Consider the following 20,101-nt stretch of genomic DNA (forward strand, 5'->3'; position numbering starts at 1 on the left):
GCCGGTGAGTGACATACTGCGAGAGTGCCCACCGCCCCGTTAGACAGCCTGCTGGACAGCGTCGAAGCTGTCGTGCGGCGGCGCGGCGGCGACCTCGTCGAGTTGTCGCACGCCATTCACGCCGAGCCCGAGCTGGCGTTCGCCGAGCACCGCAGCTGCGCCAAGGCGCAGGCACTCGTCGCCGAGCGTGGCTTCGAGATCACCGCCGCCCCCGGCGGTCTGGACACCGCCTTCCGCGCCGACTACGGCAGCGGGCCGCTGACCGTCGGGGTGTGCGCCGAATACGACGCGCTGCCCGAGATCGGGCACGCCTGCGGCCACAACATCATCGCCGCCTCGGCGGTGGGCACCGCGCTGGCGCTGGCCGAGGTCGCCGACGAGCTGGGCCTGCGGGTGGCGCTGCTGGGGACTCCCGCCGAGGAGGCCGGCGGCGGCAAGGCGCTGTTGTTGCGGGCGGGGGTGTTCGATGACATCGCCGCCGCCGTCATGCTCCATCCCGGGCCGACGGATATCGCCGCGGCCCGCTCGCTGGCGCTGTCCGAGGCGACCATCACGTACCGCGGCACGGAATCCCACGCCGCCGTCGCGCCGCACCTCGGGATCAATGCCGCCGACGCCGTGACCGTCGCGCAGGTGGCCGTCGGGCTGCTGCGCCAGCAACTGGCGCCCGGGCAGCTGGTGCACGGGATCGTCACCGACGGCGGGCAGGCGGTCAACGTCATCCCCGGGCGCGCGAAGCTTCAGTACGCGATGCGCGCGGTCGAAGCCGACTCGCTCCGGGAACTCGAGGGCAGGATGTACGCCTGCTTCGCCGCGGGCGCGCTGGCCACCGGCTGCGAATACGACATCGACAACCCGGCACCCGCCTACGACGAACTCACCCCCGACCAATGGCTGGCCGACGTCTTTCGCGAGGAGATGCGACGGCTCGGCCGCGAGCCGGTGGCCCGCGAGTACGAGGCGGCGCTGCCCATGGGCAGCACCGACATGGGCAACGTGACCAAGGCGCTGCCGGGGATCCACCCGGTGATCGGGCTCGACTCCGGCGGGGCCATGGTGCACCAGCGCGGCTTCGCCGAGGCCGCCACCAACCCCAGCGCCGACCGCGCCGTGATCGAGGGTGCGATCATGCTGGCGCGCACGGTGGTCCAGCTGGCCCAGACGCCCGCCGAACGCGACCGGGTGATGGCGGCGCACGAACGCAGACGCGGCGGGGAGCGCGCATGAGACTCGCCGACGCCGCCGAATCCTGGCTGGCCTCTCATCACGCAGACCTGGTCGAATGGCGCCGGCACATCCACCGCTACCCCGAGTTGGGCCGCCAGGAGTACGCCACCACCCAGTTCGTCGCCGAGCGGCTGGCCGAAGCGGGGCTCAACCCGAAGGTGTTGCCCGGCGGTACGGGACTGGTCTGCGACATCGGCCCCGAGCACGAGCCCCGGATCGCGCTGCGGGCCGACATGGACGCCCTGCCGATGGCCGAACGCACCGGCGCCCCCTACGCGTCCACCATGCCCAACGTCGCGCACGCCTGCGGCCACGACGCGCACACCGCCATCCTGCTGGGCACGGCCCTGGTGCTGGCGTCGGTCCCCGAGCTGCCGATCGGGGTGCGGTTGCTCTTCCAGGCCGCCGAGGAACTCATGCCCGGCGGGGCGATCGACGCCATCGCGGCCGGCGCCATCAGCGGGGTGTCCCGGATCTTCGCGCTGCACTGTGATCCCCGGCTGGAGGTCGGCAAGATCGCGGTCCGGCACGGCCCCATCACCTCGGCCGCCGACCAGATCGAGATCACGCTGTACTCGCCCGGCGGCCACACCTCGCGTCCCCACCTGACCGCCGACCTGGTGTACGGGCTGGGCACGCTGATCACCGGCCTGCCCGGGGTGTTGTCGCGGCGCATCGACCCGCGTAACGGCACCGTGCTGGTGTGGGGGGCGGTCAACGCCGGCGTGGCCGCCAACGCCATCCCGCAGACCGGCGTGCTGGCCGGCACCGTGCGCACCGCCAGCCGGCAGACCTGGGTGGGGCTCGAGGAGATCATCCGCGAGACCGTGGCCGGGCTGCTGGCGCCGCTGGCCATCGAGCACACGCTGCAATACCGCCGCGGCGTGCCGCCGGTGGTCAACGAGGACGTCTCGACGCGCATCCTCACCCACGCGATCGAGGCCGTCGGCCCCGACGCGCTGGCCGACACCCGCCAGTCCGGGGGCGGCGAGGACTTCTCCTGGTACCTGGAGGAGATCCCGGGCGCGATGGCGCGGCTGGGGGTGTGGCCGGGGGTGGGGCCGCAGCTGGACCTGCACCAGCCGACGTTCAATCTCGACGAGCGGGCCCTGGCGATCGGGGTGCGGGTGCTGGCCAACATCGTCGAGCAGTCGGCGGCGTTCGAGCGGTCTTAGCGGGCGCCGTCGCGGTTGGTGGCGCGCACGACGTGGCCGGCGATGTGGGCGTACGCGCGGCGCGTGACGTCGCCGGCCCGGCTCATGATGTTGTATCCGTGGTCGACGCCGGCCACCTCGTAGTACTCCGCCAACGCGCCGGCCGCGTCCAGCTTCTTTGCGTACCGGCGGGCTTCGCCGCAAAGGCGGTCGTGCTCGGCCGTCACGACCAGCGCCGGCGCGATGCCGGCGATGTCGTCGGCGTTGTTCCCCCAGGCGGGCGAGGCCAGGCGGTCGCGCCGCTGCGCCCGCTCGGGTATGTAGGCGGTGTCGAAGACCTCGCCCATCCACGGTTTCATGATCGCCCGGCGGCCGAGGGTGGACGGCTTGTCGCGGGTGGGCGTGACCAGGTCAAGCGGGGCGTAGTGCAACACCTGGAACGCGATCGGCGGGCCGCCGTTCTCCCACGCGAGCCGGGCCGCCGCGGCGGACAGGTTGCCGCCCGCGCTCTGGCCGCCGACGCACAGCCGGGCACCGTCCCAGTCGGGGTGTGGGCCGGCCGCCCAGCGCACCACGTCATAGATCTGGTGCACCGCGGCGGGAAAGCGGTGAAGCGGCGCCAGCACGTAGTCGGGGTTGATCACCACCACGCCCGCGTTGGCGGCCAGATAGCGGCACCACGGGTCGTCCTGTTCGGGGTGCCCGACCACGAACCCGCCGCCGTGCACGTTGACATAGACGGGCGGGTCGGTGGTGCCGGCCGGCGGGTGATAGACGGTCGCGCGGGTGGGGCCGTGCCGGGTGGGGACGGTGATTTCGCTCGTGCGGCCCGAAACCTCGGGGAAGCGCACGGCGGCCTTGGGGGCCGGGTTGACGGCGGCGGCGAACGCCCGCGCCAGTGCGTCGGCGACCGGCGGTGCGGACAGGATTGACAGTCGAATTTCCTTCCGTGGAAGTACGCGTAGGTTTTCGGTCTGTCTGTTTACACTCCTGATCGCCCAGAGGCGAGTGATTTTTCAGGCGCTGGTGCCCGGGCCGATGTTGCGGGCCGGTCGAGTGCGCAGGCTGTGCACGTAATCGCTTGGCGCACCTGCGATTTCGGCGGCGTCCGCCATGACCCCGAGGTATCGGGCCGACGGTAGTCCGCCCTCCCACGCGTCCAGCACGTACAGCCACGCCAGGACCGGGTCGGTGGTGGTGTCCGACGAGATGCGCTCGACCCGGCAGCGGATCTTCTGGTGGACGCCGAACTCCGAGCCCTCCCAGCGGTCCAGGTTGACCTCGTCGGCCGGTGTCATGTCGTAGAGGACGACGAACACCTTGGAGTCCGGATCCTCGACCACGGTCGCCAGCGCGCCCTCCCAGCCGATGTCCTCGCCGCCGAACGTCAACCGCCACCCGTGCAGCCAGCCCGTTCCGGCCATCGGCGAATGGGGTGCGCGCTTCAGCATCTGTTCGGGGTCCATGTTCGACCCGTACGCGGCGTAGAGCGGCACGGGGAAAGCTTAGACGTCCGAGCTGGCCCGGTCTTCCCCCGAGCGTTGGGCGGCGTGCGCCCGGCTTCGTTAGGTTAGGGCTGTGGCGACGCGCATCGTGATCCTCGGTGGCGGCCCGGCCGGTTACGAAGCCGCGCTGGTGGCCGCCACTTCCCACCCCGACACGACGCACGTCACCGTCATCGAGTCCGAGGGCATCGGCGGGGCCGCCGTCCTGGACGACTGCGTGCCGTCCAAGACGTTCATCGCGTCGACCTGGCTGCGCACCGAGCTGCGCCGCGCGCCGCGGCTGGGCTTCGAGATCGACATCGACGACGCCAAGCTCTCGCTGCGGCAGATCCACTCCCGCGTCAAGCAACTCGCCACCGATCAGTCGTCCGACATCGCCGATCAGCTGCTCGGCGTGGGAGTGCACGTGGTGGCCGGCCGCGGCGAGCTGATCGACCCCACGCCCGGGCTGGCCCGCCACAACATCAAGGCAACCGCCCAGGACGGCACCACCAGCGAGTACGAGGCCGACGTGGTGCTGATCGCCACCGGCGCCAGCCCGCGGGTGCTGCCGTCGGCCCAGCCCGACGGCGAGCGCATCCTGACCTGGCGCCAGCTCTACGACCTGGAGGCGCTGCCCGAGCACCTCATCGTGGTCGGGTCGGGGGTCACCGGGGCGGAGTTCGTGCACGCCTACACCGAATTGGGTGTGCCGGTGACGGTCGTCGCCAGCCGCGACCGGGTGCTGCCGTATGAGGACGCCGACGCCGCCCGGGTGCTGGAGGCCGCGTTCTCCGAGCGCGGCGTGAAGCTGGTGAAGAACGCCCGCGCCGCGTCGGTCACCCGCACCGGGGACGGCGTGCTGGTCACCCTGGCCGACGGGCGCACCGTGGAGGGCAGCCACGCGCTGATGACCATCGGTTCGGTGCCCAACACCAGCGGCCTGGGCCTCGAACGGGTCGGCATCGAGCTGGGCCGCGGCGGCTACCTGACCGTGGACCGGGTGTCGCGGACCTCGGTGTCCGGCATCTACGCCGCCGGCGACTGCACCGGCCTGCTGCCGCTGGCCTCGGTCGCGGCCATGCAGGGCCGCATCGCGATGTATCACGCGCTGGGCGAGGGCGTCAGCCCGATCCGGTTGCGCACGGTGGCGGCGACGGTGTTCACCCGCCCCGAGATCGCCGCCGTCGGGGTGCCGCAGACCATGATCGACGACGGTTCGGTGTCGGCGCGCACGATCATGCTGCCGCTGCGCACCAACGCGCGCGCGAAGATGTCCGGGCTGCGGCAGGGCTTCGTGAAGGTGTTCTGCCGCAAGTCCACCGGCGTGGTGATCGGCGGCGTGGTGGTGGCGCCGATCGCCTCCGAGCTGATCCTGCCGATCGCCGTGGCAGTGCAGAACCGCATCACGGTCAACGAGCTGGCGCAGACGCTGGCGGTGTATCCGTCGCTGTCCGGCTCGATCACCGAGGCGGCGCGGCGGCTGATGGCGCACGACGATCTGGACTAGCGGTTAGCCTTGGTGCAGCACGCCCCTACTGACGAGTAACCCAGTGAGGAGTCCAGGTCGTGACTGATCCCATCCACGCGTCCACCCAGCGAAGCTCGCCGGTGTCCGTGCTGGGTCCGGAACAGCGGCAGGCGGCCTGGGACCGGCTGGGCGCCGAGCAGTTCGACGTGGTCGTGATCGGCGGCGGCGTGGTGGGTTCGGGCTGCGCGCTGGACGCCGCGACCCGCGGGCTCAAGGTGGCGCTGGTGGAGGCGCGCGACTTCGCCTCGGGCACCTCGAGCCGCTCGTCGAAGATGTTCCACGGCGGCCTGCGCTACCTCGAGCAACTGGAGTTCGGCCTGGTCCGCGAGGCGCTCTACGAGCGCGAGCTGTCGCTGACCACGCTGGCGCCGCACCTGGTCAAGCCGATGCCGTTCCTGTTCCCGCTGACCAACCGCGTGTGGGAACGGCCCTACGTCGCCGCCGGCATCTTTCTCTACGACCGGATGGGTGGCGCGAAATCCGTTCCGGCACAAAAGCATTTGACCCGTGCGGGCGCGTTGCGGTTGAGCCCGGGCCTCAAGCGCAGCTCGTTGATCGGCGGAATCCGTTACTACGACACGGTCGTCGACGACGCCCGGCACACCATGACCGTCGCGCGCACCGCAGCGCATTACGGCGCGGTGGTGCGTACCTCCACCCAGGTCGTCGCCCTGCTGCGCGAGGGCGATCGGGTGACCGGGGTGCGGGTCCGCGATTCCGAGGACGGCGCGGTCACCGAAGTCCGCGGCCACGTGGTGGTCAACGCGACCGGGGTGTGGACCGACGAGATCCAGGCATTGTCCAAGCAGCGCGGGCGATTTCAGGTGCGGGCCTCCAAGGGCGTGCACATCGTGGTGCCGCGCGACCGCATCGTCAGCGACGTCGCGATCATCCTGCGCACCGAGAAGTCGGTGATGTTCGTCATCCCGTGGGGCAGCCACTGGATCATCGGCACCACCGACACCGACTGGAATCTCGACCTGGCCCATCCCGCGGCCACCAAGGCCGACATCGACTACATCCTCACCACGGTCAACACGGTGCTGGCCATCCCGCTGACCCACGCCGACATCGACGGGGTGTACGCCGGGCTGCGGCCGCTGCTGGCCGGGGAGAGCGAGGAAACCTCGAAGCTGTCCCGCGAGCACGCCGTGGCGGTGCCCGCGCCGGGATTGGTGGCCATCGCGGGCGGCAAGTACACCACCTACCGGGTGATGGCCGCGGACGCGATTGACGCTGCGGCCCAATTCATTCCGGCGCGGGTGGCGCCGTCGATCACCGAGAAGGTCAGCCTGCTGGGCGCCGACGGTTACTTCGCGCTCATCAACCAGGCCGAGCACGTCGCCGAGCTGCAGGGGCTGCACCCCTACCGGGTGCGCCACCTGCTGGACCGCTACGGCTCGCTGATCGGTGACGTGCTGGCGTTGGCGGACGACCGCCCCGACCTGCTCGACCCGATCAAGGAAGCGCCGGGCTACCTGCGGGTCGAGGCGCTCTATGCCGTAACCGCCGAGGGGGCCTTGCATCTGGAGGACGTCCTGGCCCGCCGGATGCGCATCTCCATCGAATACTCACACCGCGGTGTCGACTGCGCCCGCGAGGTCGCGGATGTGGTTGCGCCGGTGCTGAATTGGTCCGCGGCGGACATCGACCGCGAGGTCGCCAACTACACCGCCCGGGTGGAGGCCGAGGTGCTGTCCCAGGCCCAGCCCGACGACGTGTCGGCCGACGAATTGCGGGCCAGCGCGCCCGAGGCCCGCGCCGAGATCCTCGAGCCGGTCCCGCTCAAGTGAGGCCCGCCCCGCTTCCCGTGCGTGACGGGCTCGGCCCGGCGCGGGTGCGGCTGCGGGGCGGACCGGTGCTGGCCGAGCTGAGCGCCCGGTTCGGCGCGCCGGCCCGCGCCAAGGTGCTGGCCGGGGAGGTGGTGGGCGCCGACGGCGCGGTGATCGATGCCAAGACCGTGCTGCCCGCCGGGGCGAGCGTCTACCTCTACCGCGAGCTGCCCGACGAGGTGCCGGTGCCGTTCGAGATCCCGGTGCTCTATCGCGATGACGACATCGTGGTCGTCGACAAGCCCCACTTCGTGGCCACCATGCCGCGGGGACGCCACGTCGCGCAGAGCGCGCTGGTGCGGCTGCGCCGGGAGCTGGACCTGCCCGAGCTGAGCCCGGCGCACCGGCTGGACCGGCTGACCGCCGGCGTGCTGGTGTTCACCGCGCGCCGCGAAATGCGGGGCGCGTTCCAGACGCTGTTCTCGCGGGGCCTGGTGGACAAGACGTATCTGGCCCGCGCCGCCGTGGACCCGGCGCTGCGGTTGCCCCGCGTGGTGAAAAGCCGCATCGTCAAGCGCCGGGGTCAGCTGCAGGCGGTCTGCGAGCCGGGAGCGGCCAACGCCGAGACGCTGGTGGAGCTGGTGAGCGCGGACGGCCTCTACCGGCTGACCCCGCGCACCGGGCGTACCCACCAGCTGCGCGTGCACATGGCCTCGCTGGGGATACCGATCGAGGGGGATCCGTTGTACCCCAACGTGATTGACGTTGCGCCCGACGACTTCAGCACACCGCTGCGGTTGTTGGCACGGCGCATCGAGTTCACCGACCCGCGCTCGGGCGTGCGGCGCGAGTTCGTCAGCCGCTGTGATCCCTACGCGGACAGGGTGTGCAAGCGGTAGCGTCACAAGCAGTCGGCAACGCCGCAGGGCCCCAGGGGCGAGGTGACGGGAGGCGACCATGAAGCGCGGCATCGTGTCGGGATCGGCGGCCCTGCTGATGGCCGCCGGGCTCATCGCCTGGGCACCGCCGGTGAGCGCAGGCTGCCAGTACGGGGGAGGCGTGCTCAGCAAGTGCGACGGGCCCGTCCAGCCCGACGGCACCTGGCAACGCTGCGTGGCCGTCACCCGCCTGATTCCCAACGGCGCCAGTTCCTACCTCGTGCCCGACGGGCACTGCGACGTGATGGGTCCCGACCAGCGCCCGTCGGACCTCGCGTTCGCCGACCCCCCGTCGCACATCGACTGAGGCGGGCAACCCGCGGCGTGGACCGCCCGGGATCGGGTAGCCCGCGCGTATGGACATCGCCGTCACGTTCGTCGGCAACGCCACCACGCTGATTTCCGTCGGCGGGCTGACGCTGCTGACCGATCCGAATTTCCTGCACCGCGGGCAACGCGCCTACCTCGGCCACGGGCTGGTGTCCAAGCGCCTGAAGGAGCCGGCGTTGGGCATCGACGAACTTCCGCGCCTCGACGCCGTCGTGCTCTCCCATCTGCACGGCGACCACTGGGACAGGGTGTCGCAGCGGGGTCTCGACCACGACCTGCCCATCATCACGACGCCGCACGCCGCCAAACGCCTGCACCACCGCGGCTTCGCGCACGCGCGCGGCCTGCAAACCTGGCAGCAGCACACGATCACCAAGGGCGACACCACCGTGACCCTCACGTCGCTGCCCGGGCGCCACGCGCCGGGGTGGAGCCGGCGCCTGCTGCCGCCGGTGATGGGCACCATGGTCGAGATCGGCTCCGCCGACGGCGCACCCCGGCGCCGGCTCTACATCTCCGGGGACACTCTGCTGATCCAGGAGCTCAACGAGATCCCGGCGCGGTTCGACCCGATCGACGTCGGCATGCTGCACCTCGGCGGCACCCGGCTGCCGGCCGGCCGGCGGCTTCCGTTCGGGCTGACCGTAACCATGGACGGTCGCCAGGGGGCCGAACTCGTCGCGATGCTGGGCCTGCCGAAGGCCATCCCGGTGCACTTCGACGACTACGCGGTGTTCGCGTCGCCGCTGTCCGACTTCACCCGGCAAATGCAGCGTCGCGGGCTGGGCGACCGGATCGTCACGGTGAACCGCGGCGACTCGGTGACCGTCTGATAGAGGGCCCCCGCTCCCGACCAGCGGCGGGGGCCAAGTCCCCTGCTCGATTAAATGGGAAGAGGAGCCCGTTGCTGGGGGTATAGGGTGTCCTAGCGGCTTGCGGTCGAACTGGGAGGTACCGACGGCAGGTAGCAGGCATCGACGTACAGAGTTTGGGGCTTTTTCGCGGCCTGGTTAACGGAAATTTGCTGAGGCGTTCTCAGCGTGGGCATTGTGAGACGAGATGGATCTACTAGCACCCCCCGAGGTCACCTCGACACTCATCCACACCGGGCCCGGAGCGGGCTCGCTGATCGAGGCCGCCGGCGCCTGGCAGCGCCTGGCCGTCGAACTGGAGAATTCCGTCTCCACCTATACCTCCACGTTGACCTCGCTCATCGAATCGTGGGACGGCCCGTCCGCGACGGCCATGCTGCAGTCCGTCCAGCCTTACCTGCTGTGGTTGCGCGAGACCGCGCTGCAGTCCGCGCAGATGGCCACCTCGGCGGAGGCGGCGGCCTCGGCGTTCAGCGCCACTCGGGCCACGGTGGTCCACCCCTCGGTCGTCACCGCCAACCGGACGCGCCTGCGGCAGTTGCTGGCGACCAACCGGTTCGGGACCAACACCGCGGCGATCGCCGAGGCCGAAAACGAATACCAGACCATGTGGGCGAACAACGCCGCGGCGATGACCCGCTATCAGGCGACGACGTCGCAGGCGACGGGGCAGCTGTCCCGGTTCACCTCGCCGGTTCCCGACACCAATCCGGACGGGACGGCCAACCAAGAGGCGGCGGTGATGAAAGCCGCGAGTGACTCGTTCGGTCCGCAGGTCCAGGACGCGCTCGGCGACAGCGTCACCGGCTTCGACCCCAACGCCAGCTGGTTCGGCTGGGCGAGCACCTGGGGCAACCAGTTCATCTCGTCGGGTTTCCCCATCAATCTGCTCGGTGTGTGGGCGCAGTTGGCGACCGCGCAAGGGGTCGCGTCCGTGGGCGGTGACATCGGCTCCGGCCTGTCGGAGGGCCTGGGACTGACCTCGGCCACCCTGGCCAACGCGATCAAGGGCATCGGCGCGGGAGCGTCGGCGCCGACCGGCGCGCTGGGCGTCGGCGTCTCGCTGGGCAAGTTGACCGCGCCCCCCGCCGTGGTCGGCCTGCTGCCGGGCACACCGACCGGGGTACAACTCGCGTCCACGGCGTCCCCGCTGCCCGCCGCGGAATCCGGATTTCCCATGATGCCGATGATGGTGCCGCCGCCGACCGCCTCGGCGGGCACCGGCTGGCGAAAACGCAAACAGCAAAAGTACGAGGACGTTGCCGTGGGCCGGGAGGTCAAAGGCAAAGTGATGCCTCGAAACCCGTCGGCCGGATGACATTGACGGTGGCGCCGCACGACTGCGGGCGCCGATCGCATGCACCGGGTAGGCCGGGTCTGACAGGTCCCTCAGCGGCCACCAGCACCCGCGCCGACGCGCGGCGCTCGCCCAACCCACTTCTTCCCCAAGGTAAAGGTTCATGGATTTTGGGATACTGCCGCCCGAGATAATCTCGGCGCTGATCCACTCCGGACCCGGCGCTTGGTCACTTATCGAAGCCGCCGGCTTCTGGCAGGAATTGAGCGCCGAGCTGGAGCAATCGGCGAGTAGCTACACCGCGGAGCTGTCGTGGCTGTCCACGACGTGGCACGGTCCGTCGTCGATGGCGATGGCCCAGGCGCTGGAACCCTATCTCGCCTGGCTGCGCCTCACCGCGCAGCAGTGCCAGCAGACCGCGGCGTCGGTGCAAGTCGTTGCCGCTGCGTTCGAATGGACCCACTGGACGGTGGTTCATCCCTCGCTGGTGGCCGCCAACCGGGCGCGCCTGGCGATGTTGTTGGCCACCAACTTCTTCGGGGTCAATTACCCGGCCATCGCCGAAACCGAGGCCGAGTACCACACCATGTGGGTGAACAACTCCGCGGCCATGTATCGCTACGCCGCGACCTCGGCGGGCGCGGTCAAGCTGCCGCAGTTCTCGCCGCCGCCCGAGGTGGCCAACCCCTCGGGGGCCACGACACAGGCCGCCATGGTGCACGCGGCGACCACGGGCAATTCCGGGGCGCAGCTCCTGGCCGCCGACTCGATCGGCCAAGGGTCAAGCGCCGCAGACGCTTTCGACCCCAACGAGGGCTGGTTCGGGTACTGGAGCACCTGGGGGAACCAGACCATCGCGGGCGGGGTGCCCGTCAACATCCTGGGTGTGTGGGCCCAATTGGCCACCGCCCACGCGTTTGCGTCGCTGGGCGAGGACATCGGTCCGGGGTTGGCGGACGGCGCCGCGGCGCTGGCCTCGGCGGAGACGCGGCTCGTCAGCGCGATCGGCGCCGCGGGGTCGTCACTGGCGCCCCGAGCGGCGCTGGGTGTGGGAATTTCGCTGGGCCACCTGACCATGCCGCCCGCGACGGTGGGAATGCTGGGAACCTCGCAGGCGCCGGTGCAGCTCGCCTCGGCGGTGTCGCCGCTCCCCCCGGGCGGCGCGGAGCCGCCCATGCTCCCGATGGCCCCGGTGCGCCCCGGCTCGGGTGCGAGCGGCGCTCGCCGCCGCAAGGGCCGCGACTACGACGACATCGAGTACGGCGCGGAGCTTCCGGGCACGGTGATGCACCGTCCGCCGTCGGCGGGCTGAGAAGATCGCCTGGTGCAGACCGCTCCGCAGATCCAGGGCCGCGTGTGGCGCGGCGGCAAGGCGCAGGACGACTTCGAGTTCGGCAAGATCTCGGACTACCTCGCCGAGCCCGACACCCTGGTGTGGGCCGACCTGTGCAATCCCGACCACGACACCCTGGGCGGCCTGGCCGGCGAGCTCGGCCTGAACCGTTGGGCGGTGGAAGACGCCGTGGCGGCGGCCGAACGGGTCAAAGCCACCGGCTACGAGACCCACACCTTCTTCACCGTGTACGCCGCCGAGATCGCCGGCGCCGCAACGAACGTCGTCGACGCCCCCGGTCGCACGCTGTCGATGCGCCGCATCTCGGCGTTCGTGCTGCCGCAGGGGTTGATCACCGTGCGCCTGACGCCCGACTTCGACATGGCGCTGGTGACCCGGCGGTGGGAGGAGATCGGCGGCCAGGCCTACGGCGTCGGCGCCCTGGTGCACGGCCTGCTCGACGTCGTGGTCGACAGCCATTTCGCCGCCGTCGAGGCCCTCGACGACGGCATCGAGGCCATCGAGGACGAGTTGTTCGACGGCACGTCGCGCAAGGGCGACTTTGCGCGCCGCACCTTCGGGTTGCGCCGGGACCTGGTGAACCTGCGGCGGGTGGCGTTACCGATGCGCGAGGTGGTCAATTCGATTCAGCACCACCGCATTTCGGACGGCGCCGACCGCCAGCTCGACCCGCTGTACGCCGACCTCTACGACCACGTGCTGCGGGTGTCCGAATGGACGGAGTCGCTGCGCGACATGGTCACCACGATTTTCGAGACCAACCTGTCGCTGCAGGACGCCCGGCTGAACACCGTCATGAAGAAGTTGACGGGATGGGCGGCCATCATCGCCGTGCCGACGGCGATCACCGGGTTCTACGGGCAGAACGTTCCCTACCCGGGCTTCGGTACGGCGGCCGGATTCGCCGCCAGCACCAGCGTGATAGCCGTCCTGATGGTGGTGCTGTACGTGATGTTCAAACGTCGCGACTGGCTCTAGACCGCGCTCACTGTGCGACCGGGGATGCGGCGGAAAGACCGTGCTGGATGCCCTGGCTGATTTTGTCGCGCTGGGCGGAGCCGCCCGGTGGATCCAATTCCTTGCAGGCGCAGCTGAGATGACTGAAGGGATTAGGGTCGGTGCTGGCCGATGCTGCGGTCCAACCGGAAGCGCCAAGAACGATGGCAACACCCGCAACACCGACCAAAAGTTTCGGAATCATTTTGGCCTTGTGGTCGTCACATTAGTTTCGGATGTTCCAACTTTAGCCGCGAATTGGTCACCAGTCTGTCAACCGGCTGTAAATTTCAGGACCCGGATGCCGCCGCCGCGTACTTGGGGCAGTACGCCTTGATGCTGACGCCGACGAAGTAACCGGCGTGATAGCTGTCCAGCGAACTGCTGGACAGCACGTTGTTGGCAACCTGTTCCGGCGTTTGGCCCGAATCGAGTTCGTGGCACACGGTATGACCGGAGTTGACCACCGCCTCGGGCGACTCGAAATTGATCCCCTTGGCTTTCAGCGCGGCGAGGAACGCGTCATCGGCGGAGGTGGCGTGCGTGGTCGCCGGCGCCGTCATCGCGCTGAGTAGGCCGGCGACCGGCACGGCGCCGATAGCCAGGAGCGACCGCGCCCGGCCGGGCTTGCGGATCTGGGTGCTCGTCATCTGTGATACTCCCGTGGAACAGAAGAGCCGTAGCTTGCTGAGGGCGGGGCCAGTTCGAATGCTCGCACGCCGCGGCGTTACCCGATGGAGGATCGCCGATAATGCGGTCCGTGCCACATCAATGTTTGCTCTGTTTTCGGCGGCGCGTAACCGTTCGTTGTCCGTCGCTGCGCCGTCGGCGACCTGACAACATGCCGTACGCGCGATGGCTGTGGCTCGCTGTGGTGGCGATATGCGTGGCCGGCTGCGGGGTGCGGCACGTGTCGGCGGCAAGCGCTCGAGACGTTTCCGGTACGTTCCGATCCGGCGGCATGGACCGAACCTACATGTTGCACGTGCCGGCGGGCGACCCCATCGGCCTGGTGCTCAGTCTGCACGGCGGCGGCGGAACCGGGATCGCGCAGCGCGCGCTGACGGGGTTCAACTCCGTTGCTGACGCCCACGACCTGTTGGTCGTCTACCCCGACGGGTACGACAAGAGCTGGGCCGACGGGCGCGGCGCGTCACCCGCGGATCGCCGCCACATCGACGACGTGGCCTTCCTCGTCGGGCTGGTGGGCAAGCTGCGAAACGACTTCAACATCGCGCCCGGACACGTTTTCGTCACGGGGATGTCCAATGGCGGCTTCATGTCCAACCGGCTGGCCTGCGACCGGGCCGACGTCTTCGCCGCCGCGGCGCCGGTGGCCGGCACCCTGGGCGTGGGTGTGGCCTGCAACCCGTCGCGGCCGGTGTCGGTGTGGGAGGCGCACGGGACCGCCGACCCGCTGGTGCCGTTCAAGGGTGGCGCGGTCCGCGGCCGTGGCGGGCTCAGCCATTCCATCTCGGCGGATGCCATGGTGGCCAAGTGGCGCGCGGCGGACGGGTGCGCCGGCGAACCGTCAATGGAGCTGCTGCCCGACGTCCGCGACGGCACGGTCGTCCGCCGGTTTGTCTCCGCGGCGTGTGCGGCGTCCACCGAGGTGGTGTTCTACAAGATCGACAAGGGCGGGCACACCTGGCCGGGCGGCAAGCAATATCTGCCCGCGGCCGTCATCGGGCCCACCACGCACGCGCTCGACGGGTCGGAGGCCATCGCCCAGTTTTTCCTCGCGCACGCACGGGACTAGCGCTGACACGACGGGCACCAGTAGGCCACCCGCTCTTTCGTGTCGTCGACGTTGATGGGGGTGGCGCAGCGACGGCAGCGCTGCCCGGCGCGCCCGTATACCCAGAGCTGGCGCCCGCTGCGGGTGTCACCGGTGGTGCACCGATTCCAGCGAAAGCGGTTGAGCCACAGCATTTCTCGTGCGCGGGAGACCAGCCGGAGCGGATCAGCGATGGCGCCCACCGGCGCGGTGGGCAGATGCCCGCTGACAAAACACAATTCGTTGCAATAGACGTTGCCGATCCCGGCCAGCACCCGCTGGTCCAAGAGCGCCTCGGCGATCGGCCGGTGCGGGTCGGCCATCAGGTTGGCCGCGGCACGCGCGGCGTCCCAATCCTCGCCCAGCAGATCGGGTCCCAGGTGCGCGACGGCCTCGCCGTCCCGGTCGCGGTCCAGTATCTCCAGCACGCCCAGGTCGACGCCGACGGCCCGGACGGTGCCGGTCTCCAACACGATGCGCGCCCGATGGTCGACCCGCACCGGGCGCTCGCCGACCCGCCAGCTGCCCTCCATCTTCAGATGCGAGTGAATACTGGCCCGTCCCACCCGGATGAACAGGTGCTTGCCGCGGCTGACGACCTCGTCGACCACCTCGCCGGTGAGGTCGACGGTGGCGAACCGCGGCACCCGAACGTCGCATCGGGTCAGCGTCGCGCCGACCAGGTGCTCGCGCAGCACGGTGGCGGTGTGCCAGACGGTGTCACCTTCGGGCATCTCAGCGCAGCCGCAGTCCGCGTGGCGTCGTGTGGAATCCGGCCTCGGTGAGGGCGCCCAGCGGGCCGGACGCCTCCGCGCGGGGCGCCAGGGCCGGCACCCCGTCGATGCGCTCCACCAGCATCCCCGCCACGCGGCGGGAGGCGACCAGGTCGGCCAGGGCCGACGCCGCCGCGTGGTGGGCCCCGGGATCGTCGGTGAATGTCAGCAGCGAGCGCCCACCGCGTTCCAGGAACCAGGCCAGCTCGCCGTCGACCAGCACGACGAGCGCGCCGGCCTTGCGGCCGGGGCGCGCGCCCTCGCCGCCGGAGGCGGGCCAGGGCAGCGCCGCGCCGTACGGGTTGGCCGGGTCCGCGGCGGCCAGCACCACCGCCCGGTACTGCGGCCGTTCCGGATCGACCCCCTCGCTGAAGTTGCGCAGCCGATCGACGGTCGACGCGACGGCGAACTGCGCCCCGCCCAGCGACTCGATGAAGTAGCCGCGCTGGCAGCGGCCCGCGTCCTCGAAGGCGCTCAGCACCTTGTACAGGGTGGCGAACCCGCCGGGGACGCCCTCGGTGGCCACCGCGCCCCGGGTCAGCACGCCGTGGCGGCCCAGCAACAGCTCGGCCTGGTAGTGGGCGCGCAGCGTGGAATCCGGCTCGGGGGCCGCCAGGATGGACCAGCGGCCGGCGACGGTGGGGTCGGCGGGCCGGGACTGCGCGTGCGCGACGCTGTACCGGCTCAGCCGGGGCGGGCGTTGCGAGCGGTGCGCGGGCGCCGAGCGCTTGCGCGCGCCGGCGCCGCCGAGGACGGCGCGCACCGGGGCGAACGTGTCGCCGGTGATCCAGCCGGCCCAGATCAGTTCCCACAGCGCGGTTTTGAGCGCGGCGTCGGGCACCCCGCTGTGCGCGAGTTGGCGGAAGAAGTAGGCGCCGCCCCCGGCGAGCGTGTCCAGGATGGCGCGGTGGGCGTCGCCGAGCTCGATGTCGGCGGGCCCGCCCAGTGTCAGCGGCGCGGATTCGCCGGCGTGCAGCGCGATCCAGCCGTCGCTACCCGAGATCGACCCGGCGCCCGACCAGGTGACCTCGCCGGTGGCCAGCAATTCGTCGAGCATCGCGGGGGAGTAGTCGCGGACCCGGGGGGCCAGCACCAGCGGCTCGATCGCCGAAGCGGGGATCCGCACGCCGGCCAGCTGATCGATCACCGACATCAGCCCGTCCAGCCCGGAATGGCCAGGGGCGCGCGGCGATTCGGCCGCCCCCACGTGATGCCAGGCGGGCAGGAAGCGCCCGTAGGCGGCGGTGCTGACCGGCTCGACCTGGGCCCGCAGCGCCGCCAGCGACCGCCGCCTCAGGATGCGCAGCACGTCGGCATCGCACCACTGCTCGGCCCCGGCGACACCGCCGGACGGCCCCGGGGTCTCGGCGACGAAGTCGCCGCGCACCAGCCTCCCGTCGGCGGCCAGCCGGCCCAGGACATCGGAGGTCACCCGCAGCCCCAGGCCGAATCGGGCCGCCACTTCGGCCGTGGTGAACGGGGTGTGGGTGCGCGCGTAGCGGCCCAGCAATTCGCCCAGGGGATCGGCGACCTCCCCGGTGAAGGCCGTCGGCACGCCCAGCGGAACCGGGATGCCGATGCCGTCGCGCAGCCGCCCGATGTCCTCGATGGCCACCCACCAGCCGCGGCCGGCGAACGACACCGTCAGCGCGCGCCGCGCCGCGCGCAGGCCCTCCAGCCAGCCCCCCACGTCGGCGCCACCCGCGCGGGCGGCCACCTCCTCCTCGGTCAGCGGGCCCAACAGCCGCAGCAGGTCGGCGACGCCCTCGGCGTCGCGCGCGGCCCGTTCCGCAGAGAGGTGCTGCAGCTGGCGGGCGGTGGCGGCGATGACCTCGGGGTCGAGCAGGTCGCGCAGTTCCACCCGGCCCAGCAGCTCGGCCAGCAGCGTGCTGTCCAGCGAGAGCGCGGCGGCGCGGCGCTCGGCCAGCGGGCTGTCGCCCTCGTACATGAACGCGCCGACGTAGCCGAACAGCAGCGAGGCCGCGAACGGCGAGGGCCGCGCCGTTTCCACCTCGACAACCCGCACCCTGCGCTGGGCGATGCCGGTCATCAGCGCCACCAGGGCGGGGACGTCGTAGACGTCCTGCAGGCATTCGCGGATGGTCTCCAACACGACGGGGAAGTCGGGGTATTTGCGGGCCACCTCGAGCAACTGGGCCGCGCGCTGGCGCTGCTGCCACAGGGGCGAGCGGCGGCCCGGGTGCCGGCGCGGCAACAACAGGGCGCGCGCCGCGCATTCGCGGAACCGCGATGCGAACAGCGCCGAGCCGCCCACCTCGTCGGTGACGATGGGGTCGATCTCGTCGGCGTCGAAGACGAAAAGGTCCGCGCCGGGCGGGGTTTCGATCCCCGTGTCCGACGCGAAATCGGACACGGTGTCGGGCAGGCGCACCACGACGCCGTCGTCGGAGGCGGTGGGCTTCTCGTCGATGCCGTAGCGTTCCCGCAGCCGCCGTCCCACCGCCAGCGCCAGCGGACCGTTCACCGGCAGCCCGTAGGGCGAGTGCAGGATCACCCGCCAGTCGCCGAGCTCGTCGCGGAACCGCTCGACGAGCAGGGTGGTGTCGGTGGGCACCACCCCGGCGGCGGTACGCTGCTCGTCGAGCAGGCGGGCCAGGTTGTCGGTGGCGTAGGCATCGAAACCCAGTCCGGCGCAGCGGGTTTCGAATTCCTCCCGGGTGAGCCCGGCCAGCTCACCGGTGAACGCGCCCAGCGCGGCGCCCAGCTCGGCCGGGCGGCCGACCCCGTCGCCGCGCCAGAACGGCAACCGGGCCGGCTGGCCGGGCGCCGGGATCACCAGCACCCGGTCGTGGGTGATCTCGGTGATGCGCCAGCTGGTGGCGCCCAGCGAGATGACGTCGCCGGGGCGGGACTCGTAGACCATTTCCTCTTCGAGTTCGCCGACCCGCGAAGGCTTTTCGGCCTCGGAGGCCAGATACACCGTGAACAGCCCCCGGTCGGGGATGGCGCCGCCGGAGGTCACCGCCAGGCGTTGCGCGCCGGGGCGCGCGGTCAGCGTGCCGGTATCGCGGTCGTAGACCAGCCGCGGACGCAGCTCGGCGAAATCGGTGGAGGGGTACTTGCCGCTCAACAAGTCCAGGGTGGCCTCGTACACGCTGCGCGGCAGCGTCGCGAACGGGGCGGCCCGGCGCACCGTGTCGAACCATTTGTCGGCGTCCAGCGGCTCGAGCGCGGCGGCCGCCACGGTCTGCTGCGCCAGGATGTCGAGCGGATTGGCCGGCACCCGCATCGTCTCGATCTGGCCGGCCAGCATGCGCTGCACGCTGACCGCACAGCCGATCAGGTCGGTGCGGTGCTTGGGGAACAGCACCCCCTGGGAGACCTCGCCGACCTGGTGCCCGGCCCGGCCGATGCGTTGCAGCCCGCTGGCCACCGACGGCGGCGCCTCCACCTGGATCACCAGATCGACGGCGCCCATGTCGATGCCGAGCTCCAGGCTGGAGGTCGCCACCACCGCCTTGAGCAGTCCGCGTTTGAGGTCCTCCTCGACCAGGGCGCGTTGTTCCTTGCTGACCGAACCGTGGTGGGCGCGCGCCAGTATCGCCTCGGCCCCGTAGGTCTGGCCGGAGCCCATGATGTGGGCCGGGGCGCCGCCCGCCACCTTCGGGTTGGCCTCCGTGGATAGCTCGACGCCGCTGCGCTCGGCATGAATCTCGTTGAGGCGGGCGGTAAGTCGTTCGGCCAGCCGACGCGAATTGGCGAACACGATCGTCGAGTTGTGCGCCTCGATCAGGTCGACCAGGCGGTTCTCCACGTCGGGCCAGATCGTGTTGTTCGCCAGGTTCGCCATGTCAGGCACCGGCACGGCCACGGTGAGCTCGACGGTCTTGGCCGACGCCGGCGCGACGATCGTGGTCGGCTGCCCCCCGGACAGGAACCGGGCGAGTTCCTCAGGTGGCCGCACCGTCGCCGACAGCCCGATCCGCTGGGCGGGTTTGTCCTCCCGCAGCGCGTCGAGGCGCTCCAGCGACACCGCCAGGTGCGCGCCGCGCTTGCCCGCGGCGATGGCGTGGATCTCGTCGACGATCACCGTCTGCACCCCGGCCAGGGTCTCGCGCGCCGCGGAGGTGAGCATCAAAAACAGCGACTCCGGTGTGGTGATCAGCACGTCGGGAGGCCGGTTGATGAGCTGGCGGCGGGTGGCGGGCGGGGTGTCGCCGGAGCGCACGCCGACGCTGATGTCCGGCGGCGGCAGGCCCCGGCGTTCGGCGATGCGGGTGAGCCCGGCCAGCGGGGTGCGCAGGTTGCGCTCGACGTCGACGGCCAGCGCCTTGAGCGGGGACACGTAGAGCACCCGGGTGCCCGGCGGGCGGCCGGCCGCGCCGGCGAGGCTGTCCAGCGCCCACAGGAACGCCGCCAGCGTCTTGCCGGACCCGGTGGGGGCGATCACCAAAGTGTGGTGACCGTCGGCGATGGCCTCCCAGGCCTCGGCCTGCGCCGTGGTCGGCGCGTCGAAGGTGCCGGTGAACCACTCTCGGGTGACGGCGCTGAACCGGCCCAGCGGGTCGGCGGGGCCGGGCGGCCCGGAATCAGCGCGAGTGCTCACCCATCCATGGTGCCAACGGGGACCGACAT

17 protein-coding genes are annotated in these 20,101 nt (G+C 71.1%); 11 read left to right on the forward strand and 6 right to left on the reverse strand.

All coding sequences use genetic code 11. From position 1 onward, the window contains the following. Nucleotides 1-24: 24 nt before the first annotated feature. On the forward strand, nucleotides 25-1,227 hold the full coding sequence (locus tag QGN30_RS07385; protein ID WP_009954071.1) for a M20 family metallopeptidase: 1,203 nt from the start codon (nucleotides 25-27) through the stop codon (nucleotides 1,225-1,227). Further along, nucleotides 1,224-2,402 (forward strand): M20 family metallopeptidase, encoded by a 1,179-nt coding sequence (locus QGN30_RS07390; protein ID WP_009954070.1) that lies wholly within the window; start codon nucleotides 1,224-1,226, stop codon nucleotides 2,400-2,402. The genes QGN30_RS07385 and QGN30_RS07390 overlap by 4 nt, the downstream gene beginning before the upstream one ends. On the opposite strand, the gene QGN30_RS07395 is transcribed toward QGN30_RS07390, so the two are convergent. Beyond that, nucleotides 2,399-3,232: an alpha/beta hydrolase gene (locus tag QGN30_RS07395; protein WP_225346332.1), complete on the reverse strand. Its 834-nt coding sequence runs from the start codon at nucleotides 3,230-3,232 to the stop codon at nucleotides 2,399-2,401. The two genes, QGN30_RS07390 and QGN30_RS07395, sit on opposite strands and share 4 nt — an antisense overlap. Nucleotides 3,233-3,397: 165 nt before the next feature. Next, a complete protein-coding gene (locus QGN30_RS07400) occupies nucleotides 3,398-3,877 on the reverse strand; it encodes a gamma-glutamylcyclotransferase (RefSeq protein WP_008259963.1) in 480 nt (159 codons plus the stop codon). 82 nt (nucleotides 3,878-3,959) lie between these two features. Here QGN30_RS07400 and QGN30_RS07405 point away from each other — a divergent pair, with 82 nt between their 5' ends. From QGN30_RS07405 to QGN30_RS07440, 8 genes are all read left to right on the forward strand, one after another. Continuing rightward, on the forward strand, nucleotides 3,960-5,375 hold the full coding sequence (locus QGN30_RS07405) for an NAD(P)H-quinone dehydrogenase (RefSeq protein ID WP_014385710.1): 1,416 nt from the start codon (nucleotides 3,960-3,962) through the stop codon (nucleotides 5,373-5,375). 59 nt (nucleotides 5,376-5,434) lie between these two features. Then, nucleotides 5,435-7,189 (forward strand): glycerol-3-phosphate dehydrogenase/oxidase, encoded by a 1,755-nt coding sequence (locus QGN30_RS07410; protein ID WP_038537400.1) that lies wholly within the window; start codon nucleotides 5,435-5,437, stop codon nucleotides 7,187-7,189. Continuing rightward, nucleotides 7,186-8,067 carry a pseudouridine synthase gene (locus QGN30_RS07415; RefSeq protein WP_225346333.1) on the forward strand — a complete coding sequence of 294 codons (882 nt, stop codon included), beginning with the start codon at nucleotides 7,186-7,188 and terminating at the stop codon, nucleotides 8,065-8,067. Before QGN30_RS07410 ends, QGN30_RS07415 begins: the two co-directional genes overlap by 4 nt. A gap of 58 nt (nucleotides 8,068-8,125) precedes the next feature. After that, complete coding sequence (locus QGN30_RS07420; protein WP_042913223.1) at nucleotides 8,126-8,413, forward strand: CDGP domain-containing protein; 288 nt, start codon at nucleotides 8,126-8,128, stop codon at nucleotides 8,411-8,413. Between the two features lie 49 nt (nucleotides 8,414-8,462). Further along, the gene (locus tag QGN30_RS07425; RefSeq protein ID WP_095562893.1) at nucleotides 8,463-9,269 is read left to right on the forward strand and encodes an MBL fold metallo-hydrolase; all 807 of its coding nucleotides are present in this window, start codon (nucleotides 8,463-8,465) and stop codon (nucleotides 9,267-9,269) included. 226 nt (nucleotides 9,270-9,495) lie between these two features. Continuing rightward, complete coding sequence (locus QGN30_RS07430; protein WP_225346334.1) at nucleotides 9,496-10,626, forward strand: PPE family protein; 1,131 nt, start codon at nucleotides 9,496-9,498, stop codon at nucleotides 10,624-10,626. A gap of 142 nt (nucleotides 10,627-10,768) precedes the next feature. After that, complete coding sequence (locus tag QGN30_RS07435) at nucleotides 10,769-11,917, forward strand: PPE family protein (protein WP_248923223.1); 1,149 nt, start codon at nucleotides 10,769-10,771, stop codon at nucleotides 11,915-11,917. Between the two features lie 12 nt (nucleotides 11,918-11,929). Further along, entirely contained in the window at nucleotides 11,930-12,937 is a 1,008-nt protein-coding gene (locus tag QGN30_RS07440) for a magnesium transporter CorA family protein (RefSeq protein ID WP_014385705.1), read from the forward strand. A 7-nt stretch (nucleotides 12,938-12,944) separates the two neighbouring features. Here the strand turns inward: QGN30_RS07440 and QGN30_RS07445 are convergent, their stop codons facing one another. Together QGN30_RS07445 and QGN30_RS07450 are read right to left on the reverse strand one after the other, a co-directional pair. Further along, the gene (locus QGN30_RS07445) at nucleotides 12,945-13,160 is read right to left on the reverse strand and encodes a hypothetical protein (RefSeq protein ID WP_225346335.1); all 216 of its coding nucleotides are present in this window, start codon (nucleotides 13,158-13,160) and stop codon (nucleotides 12,945-12,947) included. Nucleotides 13,161-13,245: 85 nt separating this feature from the next. Beyond that, nucleotides 13,246-13,605, reverse strand: a complete 360-nt coding sequence (locus tag QGN30_RS07450; RefSeq protein WP_008259948.1) for a DUF732 domain-containing protein — start codon at nucleotides 13,603-13,605, stop codon at nucleotides 13,246-13,248. A gap of 191 nt (nucleotides 13,606-13,796) precedes the next feature. Between QGN30_RS07450 and QGN30_RS07455 the strand changes: the two genes are divergently transcribed. Continuing rightward, nucleotides 13,797-14,714, forward strand: a complete 918-nt coding sequence (locus tag QGN30_RS07455) for an extracellular catalytic domain type 1 short-chain-length polyhydroxyalkanoate depolymerase (RefSeq protein WP_014383210.1) — start codon at nucleotides 13,797-13,799, stop codon at nucleotides 14,712-14,714. On the opposite strand, the gene nei2 is transcribed toward QGN30_RS07455, so the two are convergent. Both nei2 and QGN30_RS07465 read right to left on the reverse strand, forming a co-directional pair. Beyond that, nucleotides 14,711-15,466, reverse strand: a complete 756-nt coding sequence (gene nei2 / locus QGN30_RS07460; RefSeq protein ID WP_225346336.1) for an endonuclease VIII Nei2 — start codon at nucleotides 15,464-15,466, stop codon at nucleotides 14,711-14,713. The two genes, QGN30_RS07455 and nei2, sit on opposite strands and share 4 nt — an antisense overlap. A gap of 1 nt (nucleotide 15,467) precedes the next feature. After that, the gene (locus QGN30_RS07465; RefSeq protein WP_014385702.1) at nucleotides 15,468-20,072 is read right to left on the reverse strand and encodes an ATP-dependent helicase; all 4,605 of its coding nucleotides are present in this window, start codon (nucleotides 20,070-20,072) and stop codon (nucleotides 15,468-15,470) included. Nucleotides 20,073-20,101: the final 29 nt, after the last annotated feature.

The organism is Mycobacterium sp. 3-98 (genome assembly GCF_035918355.1).
Lineage (GTDB): Bacteria > Actinomycetota > Actinomycetes > Mycobacteriales > Mycobacteriaceae > Mycobacterium > Mycobacterium intracellulare.